This window comes from Megasphaera lornae, assembly GCF_000214495.1.
Taxonomy (GTDB): domain Bacteria; phylum Bacillota; class Negativicutes; order Veillonellales; family Megasphaeraceae; genus Megasphaera; species Megasphaera lornae.
Genome location: NZ_AFIJ01000035.1, coordinates 1 through 18,081 on the forward strand (window position 1 = coordinate 1; position 18,081 = coordinate 18,081).

Consider the following 18,081-nt stretch of genomic DNA (forward strand, 5'->3'; position numbering starts at 1 on the left):
TTTGAGAAAATCCGTGACGCTTTACGCCGTCTCAAGTGAAAGCTTGTTTATTTTATCGTAAAATACATGTTTTGTCAAGACAGCCTTCCTAATACGCCCTTTTCTCTCTCCATTATCCCCCTGAACCCACAAAAATAAAGCATCCTGCCGCTTGCAACATGCTTTATGTTTCTTTTTATTCATTTTTTACAGGCAATTCTTTTTCCCGGTCACTGACCGTAAACCAAAATGTTACCCCGTCCGCTTCATTATATACCCCGTATGCTTCACCGTGCAGAGTAACCAAGCTTGAGACAATGCCCAAACCCAACCCGTGCCCGCCGAAGGTACGGTCTGTCGGTTGTCCCGAACTCCCTTTATAAAACGCATTCCAAATTAACGTTTGTTCTTTTTCCGGAATCCGAATCCCCTGATTATATACACGAATGCAGTATCCCCCCTCTTTAGGAAGAATAGAAATCCGTATTTTTCTGCCTTGCGGAGTGTAATCAACAGCATTACTGATAAGATTGGTTAAAATAACATCAATCCGTGCGGGATCTCCAAAAATAAGTATATCTTTCGGGATTTCCCAGGTAATGCACAATTCTTTTTGTACTATAATCCGGGAAAACCGTTCCTTCATTTCATCAATTAATGCCGAAAAGTCAAATAACACCGGCTGTAGCTGCAAAGTGCCCATTTCCAAGCGGGATACATCCAGTAAATCTTTTACAAAAATTCCCATTTTCCGCGCTTCGCTTTGAATAATCCGGCAATACCGGCGTTGCGTTTCCTCATCAATCGTAAGACTTTCCAACCCTTCCGCATAGCCTTGAATAATAGCTAAGGGAGTTTTTAATTCATGCGACACGGCAAAAAGAAACTGTTGTCGCATCGTTTCCATTTCTTTGGTACGCCGCAACTCCGCTTGCAGTTGCCGATTAGCCGCATTTTTTGCCGCCAACGCCGCATGCAGCTGCGCGGATAAAGCATCTGAACGCTTTCCCAATTCGCCGCTTCCTTTCTTGTATTAAATCCGCTCCCCAATTCTCACACAGGCCGTGCAAACAACCTGCCGCCTCTCCGCTTCCGCAACGATGCCGCCATCATCGGGCATCATACCGATACCCGTAGCCGCGCACTGTTTGAATATACTCCCCTTTTATGCCCAACTTAATGCGTAAACGGTTAATATGCGTATCTACTGTACGCAAATCGCCATAGTAGTCATAATTCCATACTTGATTTAAAATTTGTCTGCGACTTAACGCTTTTCCCGTATTGCTCATTAAATAATTCAGCAATTTATATTCCGTCGGACTGAGGTCGACATTTTTTCCGTCCAATACGACTTGTCGGGCATCCTTATCCAGGCATACCCCACAGGCTTCCCCCTCTGCCGCATGCTTGGAACGCCGAAACACGGCTTTTATTTTCGCTACTAAAATTTTAGGGCTGAACGGTTTCGTTACATATTCGTCCACACCCAAATCATACGCAAACAATTGGTCGATTTCTTCGCCCTTGGCGGTCAACATAATGATGGGAACCGCAGATTCTCTGCGAATTTCTCTGCATACGGTCCAACCGTCATAACCGGGCATCATCACATCCAGCAAAATTAAATCGGGATGATATTGTTCATATGCCGCCAACGCGGCTTTGCCATCCGCCGCTTCCATAAGCTCATACCCTTCGGGAAGCAAAAAATCATGTACTAATCGACGCATCAGTTGTTCATCATCCGCAATTAAAATTTTTTCCATGTATTCCCCTTTCTATACCTTCGTACTTGTTGTCCCTCTTGGCTTACCCGATGTATCCACCGATCTATTGATTTTCCATAAAAACACAAATTCGGCGCAATTTCTTGCAACGGCACCAACACAAACGCCCGTTGTGTTAAATACGGGTGGGGTAATTGCAAGTTGACAGTATGACATTCTTCATCCGGACTGTACACTAAATCCAAATCAATCGTACGTGCCCCCCATTTTTCATGTCGTTGTCTTCCCAACCGTCGTTCAATATCCATACAGACCGCAAGTAATGCCGCCCCGTCCCGCTCCGTTCGAAGTGCCAACGCGGCGTTGAGAAAATCCGGTTGATCTGTTTTTCCCCACGGCACCGTTTCATATAATGAAGAAAGAGCCGTTATATCACACGCCGCCCGACGCAACAAAGATACGGCCTGTACCAGGGTTTCTTCCCGTTCTCCCAAATTGGCGCCTAAGCTGAGATAAAATCTATTCATGCCGTCCCCGTTCTATAGTGACCGCTACATCACCCACTAAACCGCCCATAGGAGCCTGCGGTTTATGAACGGTTACACATACTTTTTCCACCGGAAAAACGGACAATATTTTCTCACTTACCGTTTCCGCCAGGGCTTCGATTAAATGATACGAAGTATTCGTCATGATCTGCCGAAGCAGCGCATACACTTTACTATAATCAATCGTGGCGGCCAAATCATCCGTTTTGCCGGCAGTCCGTAACGAACAATACAATTTCAGATCCACATAAAACGGCTGTCCATTGCGTTGTTCCTCTTCCAAACAGCCGTGATATCCCCAAAAAGCCATGTTTGTCAATTGTATACAATCCATTATTCCTGTCTCCTTAACGCTGCCGCCATACGACACATCCGCGCCGCCGGTCGTACATCATGTACACGCAAAATAGCCGCCCCGGCCAAGACCCCCGCGACACAGACGGCCCCCGTACCTTCCATCCGTTCCTGTACGGGCAAATCCAACACGGCACCGATAAACCGCTTGCGGGAAGGTCCTAACAACAAGGGATACGGTAACCGGGTAAACGTTTCCAAATGTTGCATAATGTATAAGTTTTGTTCCGTAGTTTTGCCGAATAATCCCAAGCCGGGATCGGTAATGATACAGGACTCATCTATTCCGGCGTGCGCCGCAATCGCCATGGTGCGCGTAAAAAAATGCTGCATATCCGACAGCAAATCCCGATATACCGTCGTTTCCTGATTATGCATCACAATAATCGGAACGTTATACGCCGCGGCTACCGCCGCCATTTCTCCCGGTTCCCGCATATATTGTAAGCCCCAAATATCATTCAATATATGCGCCCCTGCCGCCATCGCATAGGCTGCCGTTTTCGCCTTGTACGTATCGACGGATATCGGTACGGTCGTATGTTGCAACAGCAGGGGTAAAATCTTTTCTAAGCGGGAAATCTCCTCTTCCTCGCCCAAGGCCGTACAGCCCGGACGCGTCGATTCGGCACCGACATCAATAATATCCGCGCCGTCGGCAATCATTTGCCGCATATGTTGTAACGCCCGTTCCGGCGTATTCCAACAGCCGCCGTCGGAAAACGAATCGGCCGTAATATTAAGAATGCCCATAATCAGCGGCCGTTCTCCGATGGTCAACGTTTTTCCGTCCGCCCATGTATACCTGCGTTTTTCAAAGTGCATTCGTTGTATCCTCCATTAACAATTTCCATGCCTGCTCATACGCAGCATTGCCGTTCACTATATTTCCGGCCGTTGCCGCCGTAACAATATCCGTATCCCCGGCCGCCGCCTGCAACATGGTCATACACAATTGTTTGGCCTTTACAATCACTAGTACCCCCGCCGGTTGCAAGCCGCGATACACCGACCGGCAAATATCTTCCGTAAGTCGTTCTTGCAATTGCGGCCGTTCGGCTAAAATCGTAACCGCCCGAATAAAATGCCCAAACCCGGCCACCTTGCCATGTTGCGGATAATACGCTATATGTACGGTGCCGAAGAAAGGCAACAAATGATGTTCACAGAGAGAGTGAAAACGAATATTTCGTACGGCTACCAATCCGTCCGTCCCGGTCTGTATGGGATGTCCCCATTCTTTGTCCGGATCTTCCCGCAGTCCCGAAAAAAATTGTGTAAACGCTGCCGTTACCCGTTGCGGAGTTTTTTCCATCCCCAAGGCCTGTAAATCCAATCCCAATGCCTGTAAAAATGTCCGCATAGATTGAACCGCCTGCTCCTGCTGTTCCTGTGTTTGTAACTCGTATGCCATACTTTGCCAATTTCCTCTCTACATAGCCAAGCGATAATACGCTGAAATAAAAATGATGCCTCCTAAAATAATACAAAACGCATTGGCATACTGCCGCCACGTCGCCTGTTCGGCATATAAATAAAATTCATCGTAATTTTGCGGATTATACTGCAAACTTACAATATCCCCCACTTGTATATGCCATTGACTGTCGCCCCATCTGTATTGCTTTCGCTGTACTTTACCGTCCCGGTCCCGATACGAAATAACGGGAAAATAAAGCGGCCGTCCCTTTTGCGGCGGGCAGACAAACGCTTCCACTACCCCTTCCGTACGTACCGTACAGCGACGAATGAACGCCTGCAGCGCGTACCCGTGATAAACTCCGAAACCGATTAAAAAAATTCCTATAACGGCGGGAACATAATATAACAAACTTCCATCCTCCTATCTATCGGTCAACTTTTTTCAAACGTTGACTGACAGCATATCCGACAACCAATCCGATAATGCCCGTAACAATTTGCGGCCAACTCATGGCAAATAAAATCATATGCGTAATTTTAGGCGGTACCTGCACTAACGCAAACAATAAAGAAAAACCGCCGAATAAAACAATGGCTTTTAAAAAAGCCGCAATGTACAATTTCCGTAATCCGTATTGTTGCAATGCCCAAATAAAGACGACGTATACCAAGTTTCCCACCGCTACGACCGGAATAAAAAACGGTAACGGCAGCATTCCTTCCAAATACGCAAAAACGGGTGCCGCAACAGCTATCACACTGCCGGCTTTCAGATCGGTCCGCAGTACGGCAATAACCAGGCAGGCATTGACCAGCGAACCGATAAAAAACAAACTGATTTGCGGCGGTACAGGTATTACCAACCGCAGTCCTTGTAGTAATAACGTAACGGCAAGCAAAAGTGCCGTACGCGTAATTTTTTGAATAACCGAATGTGCCATCGTTCCCCTCCCCGAATGTTCTGTTTTTCCTCATAAAATTTGGTATAATAAAGACATTGCCGCCGACCGAAGTTTTCCCTTCGGATCCGGACAGTCTATATCTTATTGTATAGTTAGAGGTGCGAAATGTCAAAGAGATTCGTTCATTCCATTAATTATTTGCGCGGTTTGTGTATGCTGGGGGTCATTGCGATTCATATCGGCTCCGTCGCCTTAACCAATCCGACCCCCAACTTGGGGCTTATTGCCGTTCTGGAAATTTTATCCCGCTTTTCCGTCCCCGCCTTTTTCTTCCTTTCCGCCTTCGGCCTGTTTTATAAATACCCCTTACAGGGTCCTTTTTCCTATACGACATATTTAAAACGTCGCTTAAAAACCGTGTTCATTCCCTATCTTTTTTGGTCTTTATTTTATCTGTGCTATATGTCGGTCGCCGAGCACTCCTACACCCTGTTCCGGCCTCTTACATTAGGTAAAACCCTGCTCTTCGGACTGAGCATGTACCATATTTATTTTTTAGTAATCCTTTTATGGTTTTATCTTCTCATGCCCCTTTGGCGCTATCTTCTCAAAAAAACCGACCGACATGCCTCTATTTTCTTTCCCCTTTTATTCATAGGAAATGTCATTTTCAACTATTATTCTTCGTATGTTTGGATTGCCCCGCCGACCTCTTTGTGGCACGATCTCTTTGTCTACAGACTGAATTATCTTGTCCTTCATTATATTTTCATCTTTTTCTTCGGCGCCTTTACAGCAGAACATTTTCCGGCCGTTATAGCATGGATGAAAAACCATGCGGTCTTCCTCTATCTCTTTCAGGGAGCGGCCGTACTCGCCATGCTGGGTTCCTATGCGGGCGTCATGCATTATTGGCAATACAGTGCCTTATCCGCCGTTTTTACCATTCATCAGCTCAGCCCGATAGGCATGATCTATACCGTATCCACGTTACTGTTCTTTTTATACCAGTGGGAATGCCGGTCCCTTTCGCCGGTATGCCAGCGCCTTTTTACGCTACTCGGCAATGTTTCTTATCCGATGTATTTAGTACACCCCGTATGGTTAAGTATAGGAGCGGCCTACTTACATCATCGTCACCTTGTTCCCGATGCGGCCTATATACTGTGTCTATATCTTTTTGTAACACTGACGTCCTTACTATATTCGCTACTCATACAAAAAATCTCCTTACCGTCTTGGTTGCAAATTTGCTTAGGTATAAAATAATCTCCGTCCGACCGAACCGTTTTTCGCACCGAAAGAACGCCCCCTGCGGCGGCTCAAACCGCAGGAGGCGTTCTTTTCATAATAAGTATATAGAGGAGTGTCTATACGATTTTATTTTCCTTGGAAATCAGCTTTTCTTTTTTCAATAAAAGCACTCATGCCTTCTTTTTGATCTACCGTAGCAAAGCAAAGACCGAATACTTCCGCTTCATAGGCAATACCGGTAACAACGTCACAATTAATACCGCGATTGACGGCCGCCTTACAAAGCTGTACCGCAACAGGCGCATTTTTCGCTATTTTTTTCGCCAATCCCTGAACCGCCGACATTAATTCCCCTTGCGGCAACACTTTATTGACCAATCCCAAACGCAATGCTTCCTGTGCATCAATAATGCCGCCCGTATACAATAATTCCTTAGCGGCACCTCGTCCGATAACCCGCGGCAAACGCTGGGTTCCGCCGAAGCCCGGCGTAATGCCCAAACCGACTTCCGGTTGTCCGAATTTGGCCGTTTCCGCAGCGTACCGAATGTCGCAGGCGCATGCCAATTCACAACCGCCACCGAGGCAAAAGCCGTTAACAGCGGCAATAACCGGTTGAGGCATATTTTCAATCAAAGTAAATGTATCTTGCCCGATTTGTCCGAAAGCTCGTCCTTCTACAGCATTTTTCGTCGACATTTCCTTAATGTCCGCGCCGGCAACAAAAGATTTTTCGCCGTCTCCGGTGATGATAACGACCTTAACTGTCGTATCGGCGGAGATTTTTTTTACGACATCATTTAATTCTTGTACCGTTTCCGCATTCAACGCATTCAATGCTTGCGGACGATGAATAGTAATCGTCGCAATACTGTTTTCTACTGTGCAAAGAATATTTTTATAATCCATCCGTGAAGCCTCCTATATCCTATGTATTCTGCCGCTGAAGAAATCCCCCATACGTGCAGTCTCTTATTTGCTGTAATCGTAGAAGCCTTTGCCCGTCTTACGGCCTAAATACCCGGCATTGACATATTTCTTTAACAACGGGCAAGGACGATATTTGGGATCGCCGAACCCTTCATATAACACTTCCATAATGTGCAGTACAACATCATTCCCGATAAGGTCGCATAATGCCAAAGGTCCCATCGGATGATTGAATCCCAATTTGCAAACCGCATCAATATCTTCTACCGATGCCACGCCGTCCATCAACGCCTGAATGGCTTCATTCAACATGGGAATAACAATACGGTTGCCGGCGAATCCCGGGAAATCGGAAACTTTAACCGGCGTTTTTCCCAATTCTGTTGCGCATTCGGCAATCTTTTCATAGGTTTCGGGAGACGTAGCGATACCGTTAATAATTTCCAATAATTTCATTACCGGTGCGGGATTGAAGAAATGCATGCCGATGACTTGTCCCGGACGTTTTGTAGCGGCCCCGATCTGCGTAATGGCCAAAGAAGAAGTATTGCTGGCAAGAATGGCATGTGCCGGGCAAAGTTCATCCAATTCTTGGAAAATTGCCGTTTTAATTTTCAAGTTTTCTACCGCCGCTTCCACCACGAGATCCACGTCTTTCATGTTGTCGGCCGTCCGTGTCACAAACCCGTCAATGCGCCCCATCGTCGCATCTTTGTCGGCCTGCGTCATTTTTCCTTTTTCCACCATTTTGCCCAAAGACTTATCAATCTTACCCTTGCCGGCGGCAATAAATTCATCTTTAATATCATTCAAGATGACTTGGCATCCGTGTGTAGCAAATACTTGCGCAATACCCGAGCCCATTGTACCTGCACCGATAACCATTACTTTTTTACAAAACATAGTAATTCCTCCTTTTAGTCGCGTGATTTTTTTCACTTTTTCAAGTAAAAAAAATTATGCGTTCTTACTATTTTTAAGATGCACTGCTTACATTTATAAGTATACCGGTTTTTATTAAAAAATCTACTTAAAAATTTCATTTTTTTATAATTTATCACTAATATTCTATGCTTTTTTGCCATAATTCCGACAGTCAAGTTCTTTTTTATCATACTTTAATGCAAATTTATCCTTATACTATGTTCTAATATGAACTTTCGTCATATCTCCGCGCCGCCTTCTCCCCTTCATTTAAAGCGGTCAACAAGCGGCAACGTCGTTCGTATTGTTTTTTATACAGCCGCACGGCGTTTTCCCGAGGCAAAAACGTATGCCGCAATCGTATGCGTTCTTGAAGCGGTCCGCGTACATCCGATATATGCCCCGCACTATACGCGGCAATAACGGCATTGGTCGGCATTGCCCCGCCGGCTTCCGCCAAAGTGTACACGGTCGTTTCCAGCATGTCCGCTTTGATTTGATTCCACAAAGCATCCCGACTGCCGCCTTCCGTCACCGTCACCCCGTTTATCTTTATATCCGCCTGACGGCATTGCGCCATAATCTCCCTATAGTCATACCCGATCCCTTCCAATACGCAACGCCATAAAGCTCCTTGATTCGCCTCCAAGGTCAACCCGGTAAACGTACCGCGCACATAGGGCCGGGAAGTCGAATTGCCGGTCAAATAAGGAAAAAATAACGCGCCGTTACATCCGGGGGGATACGCCTGCGCCAGCTCGTCCAACGTCCGATAATACGATTCATTCGCTTCCTGCCGGCAAACGGCATCTTTAAACCAACGCAAAGCCAAGCCGCCTGTCCGCACCGTCCCCCAATAAAAATAAGTATCCGCCAACGTCCCCGCATTAAATACAAATCCGCTTCCCCGTTGAGACAATGCCGGTATAATTCCCGGTACGGCCACACAAAACATGGCGCAAGTACCGGCAACATCCGCCGCTTGTCCGGCCTTCCACACGCCGCTGCCGAGCATGGACTGCATCGTATCGCCGGCACCCGCACAAATCGGAATCCCTTCGGGAAAACCGGTTTCCGCCGCATCGGCGGCGCACAACCGTCCAATATGCTCCCACGGTTTGACAATACGCGGTAAATACGTGCGGTCAATGCCGAGAATCTGCAATTGTGCCGGCGACCACTCTTTTGCCGCCACCTTATATCCCAACCCCCAGCCCGATAACGTGCCCCAATCAATAAACGCCTCCGTACCGCGTAACCCGGCCAAATGAAGTAAGATGTACGGACAATTGTGAATAAATTTAACCCCTGTTTTTACAAACTCCGTATGAGCTAAAAACCAACGCGCAATCATCGCCGGAAACATCACATTGGGTTCGGCATTTCCCGTTTCTCTCGCCCATATAGACCGATTCTCCGCTTTCAACCGCGCCACATCAGCAGCGGTACGACTGTCCAAATAATTAATATACGGCGTAACCGGCTTCCCTTCTTCATTAATCCCGGCAATGCCGCAAATAATACCGTCCCCCATTATTGCCGCCACTGCCGCCGTCGACAGGCCGTCGGCACGCATGCGGTCACTGCATATACGCATACATTTTTTACCGAACGGTAATACTCGTCAATATCCATTTCCACCCATCCCGGTCTCGGGTATTGCAGTGAGGTTTTCGCCGTCGCCGCGGCTACACACTTCCCGGCGAAACTATATACAGCCACTTTCACACTTTGCGTTCCCGCGTCAAATACTACATAATAAGAATCCATATGTAACTTCCTCCTTGTATACACGACGTTCATTATATTCATAATACAAAAAAACGAAGAGTAAGAAAGCCTTCTTGCTCTTCGTTTTTACTAAAATACGCTATTCTTCTTTATAAGAAGGTCGACGTATATGATACCAAGCCACATACATCACCGGTAAAACCAGTAAGGTAAGTACGGTCGCGGCCAACAAGCCCGCTGAAATAGTCACCGCCATAGGCCCCCAAAAAATGCTGCGCATCAACGGAATCATCCCCAAAATAGCGGCCGCCGCCGTTAACATAATCGGTCGAAACCGTAAAATAGCCGAATCAATGACTGCATTCCACGGATCTTCGCCGCCGGCAATATGCTTTTTAATCTGATCAATAAGAATCACGGAATTGCGAATGATCATACCGCTTAATGCCAATATTCCCAAATACGCGACAAACCCCAGGGGCTTACCGGAAATCAACATTCCCGCACTGACGCCGATCATTCCCATGGGAGCCGTTACCAACGTCAACAACATATCGGCTACGCTCCGCAATTGCAACATCAGCAGCGTAATAATAAGAATGATCATGATCGGTACGGGGCGCAACAAATAGTGCAAGGATTTACGACTGTTTTCCAAATCTCCGCCCACTTCTACATCATACCCGAAAGGCAAGGCGTTGCGAATCCCTTGAATGGATTGATAGGCCTCGGCGGTCACATCATTCGCCGTGCCGTTTCTGATATTTCCCTGAATCGTAATCGTCGGTTTTAAATTACGACGCCAAATTAAAGTATCTTCCGCTCCATAGGAAATTTTTGCCAATTGTCCCAACGGCACATAACCGCCGGCCGTATATACGGGAATACTCTGCACGGCCGCCAACGAATTGCGATCTTGTGCTTGTAATCGCATTTGTATACCGATCGTCTTATCCGGCGCATAATATTGAGCAATCGAGGCTCCGGAAAGTTCCGTATACAACGTCTTCGCCACGTCTTGATCGGAGATCCCCAAAGAACGAAGTTTTGCCTGATCTGTTTCGACGCGTAAAACTTTACTCTTTTGTTCCCAATTCAAAAATACATCTGCCGTATCCGGATTTTGCCGAATTTTTGCCGCCATACGTTCCGCATACAGTTTAACCCGGTCCGCATTATACCCCGAAACACGAATCATCAACGGATACGAAGACGGCGGTCCTAACGATATATTTTTAACATTGCTGCGAACCGTCGGAAAATGCTCCTTCATTTCCCGTTGAATACTCTTCATTAAAGAAGCGCGGGACTGCAAGTCATCAGCCACAATAATAAACTGTGCATAATTACTTGCCGGCAATACAGGTTCCCAAGTTAATACAAAACGCGGAGCCCCTTCTCCCACATAATAAGAATAGCTTTTCATTTCTTTAGTATGCTGACGCAAATATGTCGAAAACCGTTGTGCTTCCTGCTGTGTCGCAGCCAATGAAGATCCTTCCGGCAACGTCATTTCCACAATAATTTCCGGACGCAAAGAAGGCGGGAAAAATTCTTGCGGAATCCACCGCAACATTCCCACAGACACGACAAAAGCAATCACCGTCGCTGCAATAACCGCGCGATAATGGGTTAAACATTTCTCCAATACTTGGCGAAACAGGCGATAAAATCGACTTTGATATAACGGTTTGCGGGTTTGCGTAATCTTCGGCTTAATAAGATAATACCCGAATAAAGGGGCTACCATTACCGAAACAATCCAAGATAACAATAATGCGGAAAAAATCACCGGAAATAAACTCCGACAAAACTCGGAAGCGGCCCCGTCCGCAAAGGCCACGGGAATAAATCCGGCACAGGTAACCAACGTTCCGGTCAACATCGGTTTGGCCGTCGCACGAAATGCAAAGCAGGCGGCCTCCAGCCGGGTTTTCCCGCGCTCCAACTGTACGCTCATCATTTCTACTGCAATGATCGCATCATCCACCAATAATCCCAAGGCAATGATTAAGGCGCCCAACGATACCTTATGTAAATCAATCCCGCTTACTTCCATCACACAAAATACGCCTGCCAATACCAGGGGAATACAACAAGCGACTACCAATCCGGTTCGCAGTCCCAAACTCAAAAAACTTACCAGCAGGACAATAATAATCGCTTCCCGCAACGTACCGATAAAATCGGCAATCGACTCTTTAACAACCTGCGGTTGATCGGACACTTGATGCAATACCATCCCTGCCGGCAAATCTGCTTTCACGGTTTGACAAAATTGCTGTAAATTTTTCCCCAACGTCAAAATATTGCCGCCGTTTTTCATCGATAACGCCAGTCCCACGGCCGGCTTACCGTTAAAATACATTTTCGGATTGGCCGGATCCGTATACGTGCGTTCCACCGTCGCAATATCTCCCAGACGGAACGTACGCCCGGAGGCACTGATGGGAATATTCCGAATATCTTCCAAGTCATTACACCGGCCGGATAACCGTAAGTATACATTGTCGGACTTTGTATCAATCATGCCGGCCGGCGTCATGGCATTTTGTCCCCGCACCGCTTGCGCAATAGCCGTGGGCGGAATACCCAAGGCCGCTAATTTCGCATTCGCCACGGAAATATAAATTTCTTCCTCCTGCACGCCTAATAATTGCACCTTACCGACATCGGGAACCGTCAATAACACCCGTCTTAAATTTTCCGCTTTTTGCCGCAATTCTTCATACGAATACCCGTCTCCGGTCAACGCATAAATAGAGCCGTATACATCATCAAAGCGGTCATTATAAAAAGGTCCTACAACGCCGTCCGGCAGTTGTCGTTTCATGTTTTCCGTCAAATTTCTGACATCGTGCCACGTACTGCGAATCTGCGAAGCCGGCACCGAATCCTGCAAGGAAACAAAAATAACGGTCTGTCCCGGCCGGGAATAACTTTGCAGAGAATCCAAGCCTTTCGTATCCTGCAGCTGTCGTTCCAGCTTGTCCGTCACCTGTTTCTGCATTTGTTCCGCCGTGGCCCCCGGCCAAGCCGCAGTAACAACCATTTGCCGCACCGTATACGCCGGGTCTTCCATTCTCCCCAATTTCATATAGGAAAACACGCCGGCAACAGCAATAAGGACAATGAAATACCATACCAGCACTTTATTTTTCAGTGCCGTTTCCGAGAGATTCCTCATGTTTCCTCACTCTCCGTCCTCACCTGTTCTCCTTCATATAAGAGATTTACACCGGCCGTTACCACTTGCGCACCTGCCGAAAGTCCCCCTACTTGTACTGCATCATCATCGAAAGCAAGAATCTGCACCGCTTGTAATTGCAAACGATTGTTTTTAGTCACCACCCATACATGCGGCGTATTACCCGTTTGATAAATAGCCGCCAACGGCAACCGATACGTTCCCTGCGGAACCTTCGGGGCCGCCGCATTGACCACCCCGGCGGTCATCCCCAATTGCATCCCTGCCGGCGGTTGCCATAAAGAAACCCGCACAGTATACGTTTTGGTAACCGGATCGGCCATCGGCGCCACTTCCCGCACCATCCCCCGACACGCGGCATTGGCTAACGCCCAAAACGACACGGATACCGTCTTGCCTACCGTAAAATCGGCCACTTTATTTTCCGGGACATGAATTTCCACTTCCCAATCCCCGTCATGAACTAATGTCAACACAGGCATGCCGGGTGCAACAACTTGTCCCGGGTCACCGTTTACGAAAGAAATAACTCCGGGCGCATCCGCCGTCAATTGTGTATATGCCAACTGATTACGTTGCAACTGCCGTGCCGCCAGCGCTTGTTGGTACTGTGCCGCCGCTTGTCGATATGCCGTTTTCGCTTGATCCAACGCTACCGCACTGACCGCCTCTTCCTGATACAGTTTTTGAAACCGTCCGTAATTCTCTTGTGCCAACTTTACTTGTGCGGTTGCCGCATCCACCTGTGCCTGCGTTTGCTGTACAGCCGACTGCAAATCTTGCGGATTTAACGTCATCAGGACCTGTCCGCGTTGCACCCGTGAGCCCAATTGTACATAACGGGCCGTAATCCGACCGCCCACTTGAAACGCCAATTTACTTTCATAGCGTCCCCGCACGGTACCGGCATATGTCGTTTTCGTATCACTGTCCATCGTCCCGCCGACCGTAACGGTTTTGACCAACTGCGGTTCCGGAGGCGGCGATATTTTTTTACCGCAACCGCCGGCAAGCACGCTCATGGCGATCAGTAACCCGATACCGATAAGCCACTTATTCATCTTCATCTCCCTCACCCTTTCCGGGCGTACCGATAGTTTCAACCATAGCTCGCGCCGCATTTTCCGAAACAATTTTCATCGTATCCAACGCTTCCGCCAACCGTTTTTCTTCTACTCCTTTCAGAAGAAACGATACCCATCGTTTCACAATCGCTTCCATCGCCGGTCGCATTTCCCAGGCTTTGCGAGTTAAATATATATATTTATACCGTAAATCTTCATTATCTTGCCGACGAAAAATCAATCCTTTTTTTTCCAATAATTTTACATTGCGTGCTACCAATGCTTTATCCGCCGTCAGTAATTTTCCCAATTCCACTTGCGTACAACCGTCATGAGAATATAAAGTAAGCAAAACAACATGCTCTGAATAGGATACATTCCACGGGCGGCATGCCCCGGATACATAGGCCTGCGTCCGTCTGTTAATAATCCCGAATTCATGTCCTATTTCAAAATAATCCATCATACGTACGCTCCTCCTTAAAGTTGATTCAATCAACATTAGTATAGCAAAAAGCCTATATGTCCGCAAGAATTATTTTCAAAATTTATACCGTATGCACTTCTTTACCGCTATCAAAGCCCTTTCCCATTGCCAAGCTCGGCAATGTATACCGCTCCGTATATCCTGTCTCTTACGACATTTCATACCCGCATCGGGCGCATAAAATCTCGCCGTTTTTCCCCATATATAAGGTAATACTATATAGGTTACACAGAATACTTCTCAACGTGTACCCTATGTGTTGACAACTAAGAGAATAAAACATCCCCGTTTTTCCCTTATGTTTGGCAACAATACTAAAAATATGCTAAAATAAATTGTTTATAGTAAACACATTACCAAAAGAATAAGGGGTTATTATGAGTAATAAATTTATTTCCGGGACCTTGATTCTGACCCTGTCGGGGTTTGTCGTAAAAGCAATCGGCAGTATTAACTGGGTCATTCTTTCACGTATTTTAGGCGGGGAAGGCATCGGCATTTATCAAATGGCCTTTCCTATTTATTTATTGGCATTGGAAATATCCAGCGCCGGTATTCCCATTGCGATTTCTATTATTACAGCGGAAAAAGCGGCAAAAGAAGATTATGCCGGTGCCAAACGAATTTTTCATGTCTCCATTTCTATGCTGTGCACAACGGCTTTTATACTCAGCCTCCTCGTATTTTTCGGCTCCCGCTTCTTAATTTCCGAACATATTATTCGAGAAAGTCGCGCCTACTGGTCGTTAATTGCGTTGGCGCCGGCTATTTTTTTCACCACCATTATCGCCGGCTTCCGGGGCTATTTACAAGGATGGCGACAAATGACCCCGACCGCCGTATCGCAAATTACGGAGCAAATTGTCCGCGTCATCTCCATGCTCGGTTTTGCCTCCTTTTTTATGCCCTACGGCTTGCAATATGCCGCCGGCGGTGCCAGTTTAGGTGCCGGTTTCGGCGGTTTGGCCGCACTTTTCGTCTTGTTGTTCTTCTATCGCCGTTTGCAAAAAACGTTACCGACGACAACGGTCTCCTATCCGCAAGAAAACGTGTGGCACATTCTGAAACGACTCGTTTCTTTATCGATTCCCATTTCCATGGCAAGTATTATGTTGCCGATCGTGTCTAATTTGGATTTATTAATTGTACCGCGGCGCTTGGAAGCGGCCGGTTTTCCGACACATAAAGCGACCGAACTGTTCGGCTATTTAACCGGTATGTCCGTCCCTTTGGTCACTTTGGCCACCATTCTTACCATTGCCATGGCCATGAACTTGGTGCCGACGATTAGTCATTATTTCACGTTGGGTGATAAAAAAGAAATTTATAATCGTACGGCGGGAGCCCTGCGCGTCGCTTTTTTAGTGACCATTCCCTTCAGTGTCCTCTTATTTGTGATGGCTCATCCTATTGTAACCTTTATTTACAATGCGCCGGCCGCCGCACCGGCTACCCGCACCATTGCGATTGCCATTTTCTTTTTAGGCATGCACCAAATTACAACGGCGATTTTGCAAGGTCTGAAAAAGCCGAAAATTCCTGTCATGAATATGATGATTGCCGCCGCGGTCAAAGTATGTTGCAACTGGTTTTTGGTAGCCATTCCCGCTTTCGGTATTCGCGGCGCCGCCTGTGCCACCGTAGCGGATATAGGCGTAGCGGCTCTGTTAAATTTAATCTTCATTTACCGTCATACGGGCTATATCATTGACCTTAAAATTATTTTACGCAACGCCCTGTCCGCTGCCGTTATGGGCTGTATCGTGGCCTGTCTGTACAGCTTTTTACACCATCACACACCGGCAGTGATCAGTTTATTTGTTCCCTGCTTTACAGGATTATTGATTTATTTAGGTATTATGACCGCCACCGGCGGCGTAACGCAGGACGATTTGAGCAAAATTCCCTTTTTCAAACGCTTTGCCAAATATGCGCATTAAAAAATACCCCTGCCGAACGGCAGGGGTATTTTTGTATACGACAAAGGGCTGAGATGCCCCTGCAATCACCGCTCGTATATACCCGCTCGCTTACCGACTCCCGCCTTTGTGTCTCCTTTTTGCCGCTTGCTTTTCCGCAGAAAAACGCGTTGCTTCTACAAAAGCAACGCGTTTTTTCAACAGGTTTACGAGGAACCGGTTATATTATTGTTTTCCTATTAACTTTCCTTCTTTATCATACTGATTTTTATGATATCCTGCCAGGAAATATACGATCGTAATAATCGCCATAAAAATCCAACCGGCAATCAATGACATGCGCGTGTCCGGATTGAACCACATACCGACCGTAACCAATGCCAGGAAAAGAATACAAAAATAATTGGCATACGGATATAAAGGCGACGTAAAAGGATGCTTGGACATGACAGCTTCTCCCCAATTTTTACGGAAATTTTTCTGCGAATAGGCCAATACAAACCAAGTTACCATGCCGGGAAATACGCTGGCACTGTAAATATAAATAAAGAGTTTGGAATTCGGTATGAGATAATTTAAAATAACGCCAATCAACAGGCAACCGATAGTAATGGAAATACCGTGACGCGGCACGCCGTGACGGGAGAGTTTGCCGAAAAATTTAGGTGCCAAGCCGTTTTCCGATAAGGTATACAACATACGTCCGGAACTGTAAATACCGCTATTACACCCGGACAACGCCGCCGTTAAAACGACAAAGTTAATAATCCCGGCCGCCGATGTGATCCCCACTTTTGCAAACGTCGTAACAAAGGGACTTCCCAAGGTTCCCAATTGATTCCAGGGATATAAGGCCAACACAATGAAAATAGCGCCGATATAGAAAATTAAAATTCGCCAAACAATATTTTTCGTAGCTTTCCGCAACGTTTCCTGAGGTTTTTGCGCTTCACCGGCCGTAATACCTACCAATTCCACCCCTTGAAAGGCGGCCGCTACCACACACATGGCACCCAACATACCGCTGAAGCCGTGCGGGAAAAATCCGCCGTTTGTCCAAAGATTGGAAATACCGACGGGAACCCCGTGATTGCCGAACCCGAACACAATAACCAACGCGCCGATAATAAGCATGACAATAATCGTAATAACCTTAATAATGGCAAACCAAAATTCAAATTCACCGTACAATTTTACGGCCACCATGTTGGCAACGGTGACAATGGCCATACCGCCCAAAGCGGAAATCCATTGCGGTACTAAGGGAAACCAATAATGAATATAAATGCCGACAGCCGTAATTTCCGAAAGAGCAACGGCAATCCACAAAAACCAATAACACCATGCGGTCATATAGCCGGCAAAAGGAGAAATATATTTATGGCCGTACATGGCGAAAGACCCTGTAACCGGCTCGGTATACAACATTTCTCCCATAATGCGCATAATAAAAAACATGACCAATCCGGCCAGACCGTAACATAATAAAACGGACGGACCGGCCATTTGAATCGTGCTGGCCGAGCCCATAAAAAGTCCCACGCCGATCGTGCCGCCTAAGGCTATCATTTCAACATGACGCGGTTTTAATCCTCGTTCCATGGTGTTTTTCTCACTTGCAGTGTTCTC

The 18,081-nt window shown here is 46.7% G+C and carries 18 protein-coding genes; 2 read left to right on the forward strand and 16 right to left on the reverse strand.

All coding sequences use genetic code 11. The annotated features are described in order from the left end of the window. Positions 1-175: 175 nt before the first annotated feature. The 8 genes from HMPREF1039_RS05410 to HMPREF1039_RS05445 form a co-directional block, all read right to left on the reverse strand. Positions 176-991, reverse strand: a complete 816-nt coding sequence (locus tag HMPREF1039_RS05410; RefSeq protein WP_007391460.1) for a sensor histidine kinase — start codon at positions 989-991, stop codon at positions 176-178. A gap of 97 nt (positions 992-1,088) precedes the next feature. Next, positions 1,089-1,748: a response regulator transcription factor gene (locus HMPREF1039_RS05415; protein WP_007391439.1), complete on the reverse strand. Its 660-nt coding sequence runs from the start codon at positions 1,746-1,748 to the stop codon at positions 1,089-1,091. After that, entirely contained in the window at positions 1,733-2,236 is a 504-nt protein-coding gene (gene folK / locus HMPREF1039_RS05420) for a 2-amino-4-hydroxy-6-hydroxymethyldihydropteridine diphosphokinase (RefSeq protein WP_007391454.1), read from the reverse strand. Before folK ends, HMPREF1039_RS05415 begins: the two co-directional genes overlap by 16 nt. After that, the gene (gene folB / locus HMPREF1039_RS05425; protein WP_007391416.1) at positions 2,229-2,591 is read right to left on the reverse strand and encodes a dihydroneopterin aldolase; all 363 of its coding nucleotides are present in this window, start codon (positions 2,589-2,591) and stop codon (positions 2,229-2,231) included. The genes folK and folB overlap by 8 nt, the downstream gene beginning before the upstream one ends. Further along, complete coding sequence (gene folP / locus HMPREF1039_RS05430; protein WP_007391459.1) at positions 2,591-3,436, reverse strand: dihydropteroate synthase; 846 nt, start codon at positions 3,434-3,436, stop codon at positions 2,591-2,593. Before folP ends, folB begins: the two co-directional genes overlap by 1 nt. Next, on the reverse strand, positions 3,426-4,025 hold the full coding sequence (gene folE / locus HMPREF1039_RS05435; protein WP_007391432.1) for a GTP cyclohydrolase I: 600 nt from the start codon (positions 4,023-4,025) through the stop codon (positions 3,426-3,428). Before folE ends, folP begins: the two co-directional genes overlap by 11 nt. A gap of 18 nt (positions 4,026-4,043) precedes the next feature. Then, positions 4,044-4,442 carry a DUF3592 domain-containing protein gene (locus HMPREF1039_RS05440; RefSeq protein ID WP_007391435.1) on the reverse strand — a complete coding sequence of 133 codons (399 nt, stop codon included), beginning with the start codon at positions 4,440-4,442 and terminating at the stop codon, positions 4,044-4,046. A gap of 16 nt (positions 4,443-4,458) precedes the next feature. Continuing rightward, positions 4,459-4,974, reverse strand: a complete 516-nt coding sequence (locus HMPREF1039_RS05445) for a hypothetical protein (protein ID WP_007391445.1) — start codon at positions 4,972-4,974, stop codon at positions 4,459-4,461. Positions 4,975-5,100: 126 nt separating this feature from the next. Here HMPREF1039_RS05445 and HMPREF1039_RS05450 point away from each other — a divergent pair, with 126 nt between their 5' ends. Then, the gene (locus HMPREF1039_RS05450; RefSeq protein ID WP_007391425.1) at positions 5,101-6,204 is read left to right on the forward strand and encodes an acyltransferase; all 1,104 of its coding nucleotides are present in this window, start codon (positions 5,101-5,103) and stop codon (positions 6,202-6,204) included. Positions 6,205-6,315: 111 nt separating this feature from the next. On the opposite strand, the gene HMPREF1039_RS05455 is transcribed toward HMPREF1039_RS05450, so the two are convergent. The 7 genes from HMPREF1039_RS05455 to HMPREF1039_RS05480 all read right to left on the reverse strand — a co-directional run bounded on the left by HMPREF1039_RS05455 (position 6,316) and on the right by HMPREF1039_RS05480 (position 14,512). Then, the gene (locus HMPREF1039_RS05455) at positions 6,316-7,098 is read right to left on the reverse strand and encodes an enoyl-CoA hydratase-related protein (protein ID WP_007391437.1); all 783 of its coding nucleotides are present in this window, start codon (positions 7,096-7,098) and stop codon (positions 6,316-6,318) included. A gap of 63 nt (positions 7,099-7,161) precedes the next feature. Next, a complete protein-coding gene (locus HMPREF1039_RS05460; RefSeq protein WP_007391431.1) occupies positions 7,162-8,022 on the reverse strand; it encodes a 3-hydroxybutyryl-CoA dehydrogenase in 861 nt (286 codons plus the stop codon). Between the two features lie 244 nt (positions 8,023-8,266). Beyond that, positions 8,267-9,640, reverse strand: a complete 1,374-nt coding sequence (locus HMPREF1039_RS05465; protein WP_007391453.1) for an FGGY-family carbohydrate kinase — start codon at positions 9,638-9,640, stop codon at positions 8,267-8,269. After that, the gene (locus HMPREF1039_RS08375) at positions 9,577-9,813 is read right to left on the reverse strand and encodes an FGGY family carbohydrate kinase (protein WP_235720034.1); all 237 of its coding nucleotides are present in this window, start codon (positions 9,811-9,813) and stop codon (positions 9,577-9,579) included. The genes HMPREF1039_RS05465 and HMPREF1039_RS08375 overlap by 64 nt, the downstream gene beginning before the upstream one ends. A gap of 100 nt (positions 9,814-9,913) precedes the next feature. After that, on the reverse strand, positions 9,914-12,961 hold the full coding sequence (locus HMPREF1039_RS05470) for an efflux RND transporter permease subunit (RefSeq protein ID WP_007391414.1): 3,048 nt from the start codon (positions 12,959-12,961) through the stop codon (positions 9,914-9,916). After that, a complete protein-coding gene (locus HMPREF1039_RS05475; RefSeq protein WP_039891836.1) occupies positions 12,958-14,049 on the reverse strand; it encodes an efflux RND transporter periplasmic adaptor subunit in 1,092 nt (363 codons plus the stop codon). The genes HMPREF1039_RS05470 and HMPREF1039_RS05475 overlap by 4 nt, the downstream gene beginning before the upstream one ends. Further along, positions 14,036-14,512, reverse strand: coding sequence for a MarR family winged helix-turn-helix transcriptional regulator (locus HMPREF1039_RS05480; protein WP_007391434.1), 477 nt, complete (start codon positions 14,510-14,512; stop codon positions 14,036-14,038). Before HMPREF1039_RS05480 ends, HMPREF1039_RS05475 begins: the two co-directional genes overlap by 14 nt. A 398-nt stretch (positions 14,513-14,910) precedes the next feature. On the opposite strand from HMPREF1039_RS05480, the gene HMPREF1039_RS05485 reads away from it, so the two are divergent. Beyond that, positions 14,911-16,473, forward strand: coding sequence for a putative polysaccharide biosynthesis protein (locus HMPREF1039_RS05485; protein WP_007391417.1), 1,563 nt, complete (start codon positions 14,911-14,913; stop codon positions 16,471-16,473). A 204-nt stretch (positions 16,474-16,677) separates the two neighbouring features. Here HMPREF1039_RS05485 and HMPREF1039_RS05490 read toward each other — a convergent pair whose 3' ends face one another. Further along, positions 16,678-18,054 (reverse strand): amino acid permease, encoded by a 1,377-nt coding sequence (locus tag HMPREF1039_RS05490; RefSeq protein WP_141557579.1) that lies wholly within the window; start codon positions 18,052-18,054, stop codon positions 16,678-16,680. Between the last annotated feature and the right edge of the window lie 27 nt (positions 18,055-18,081).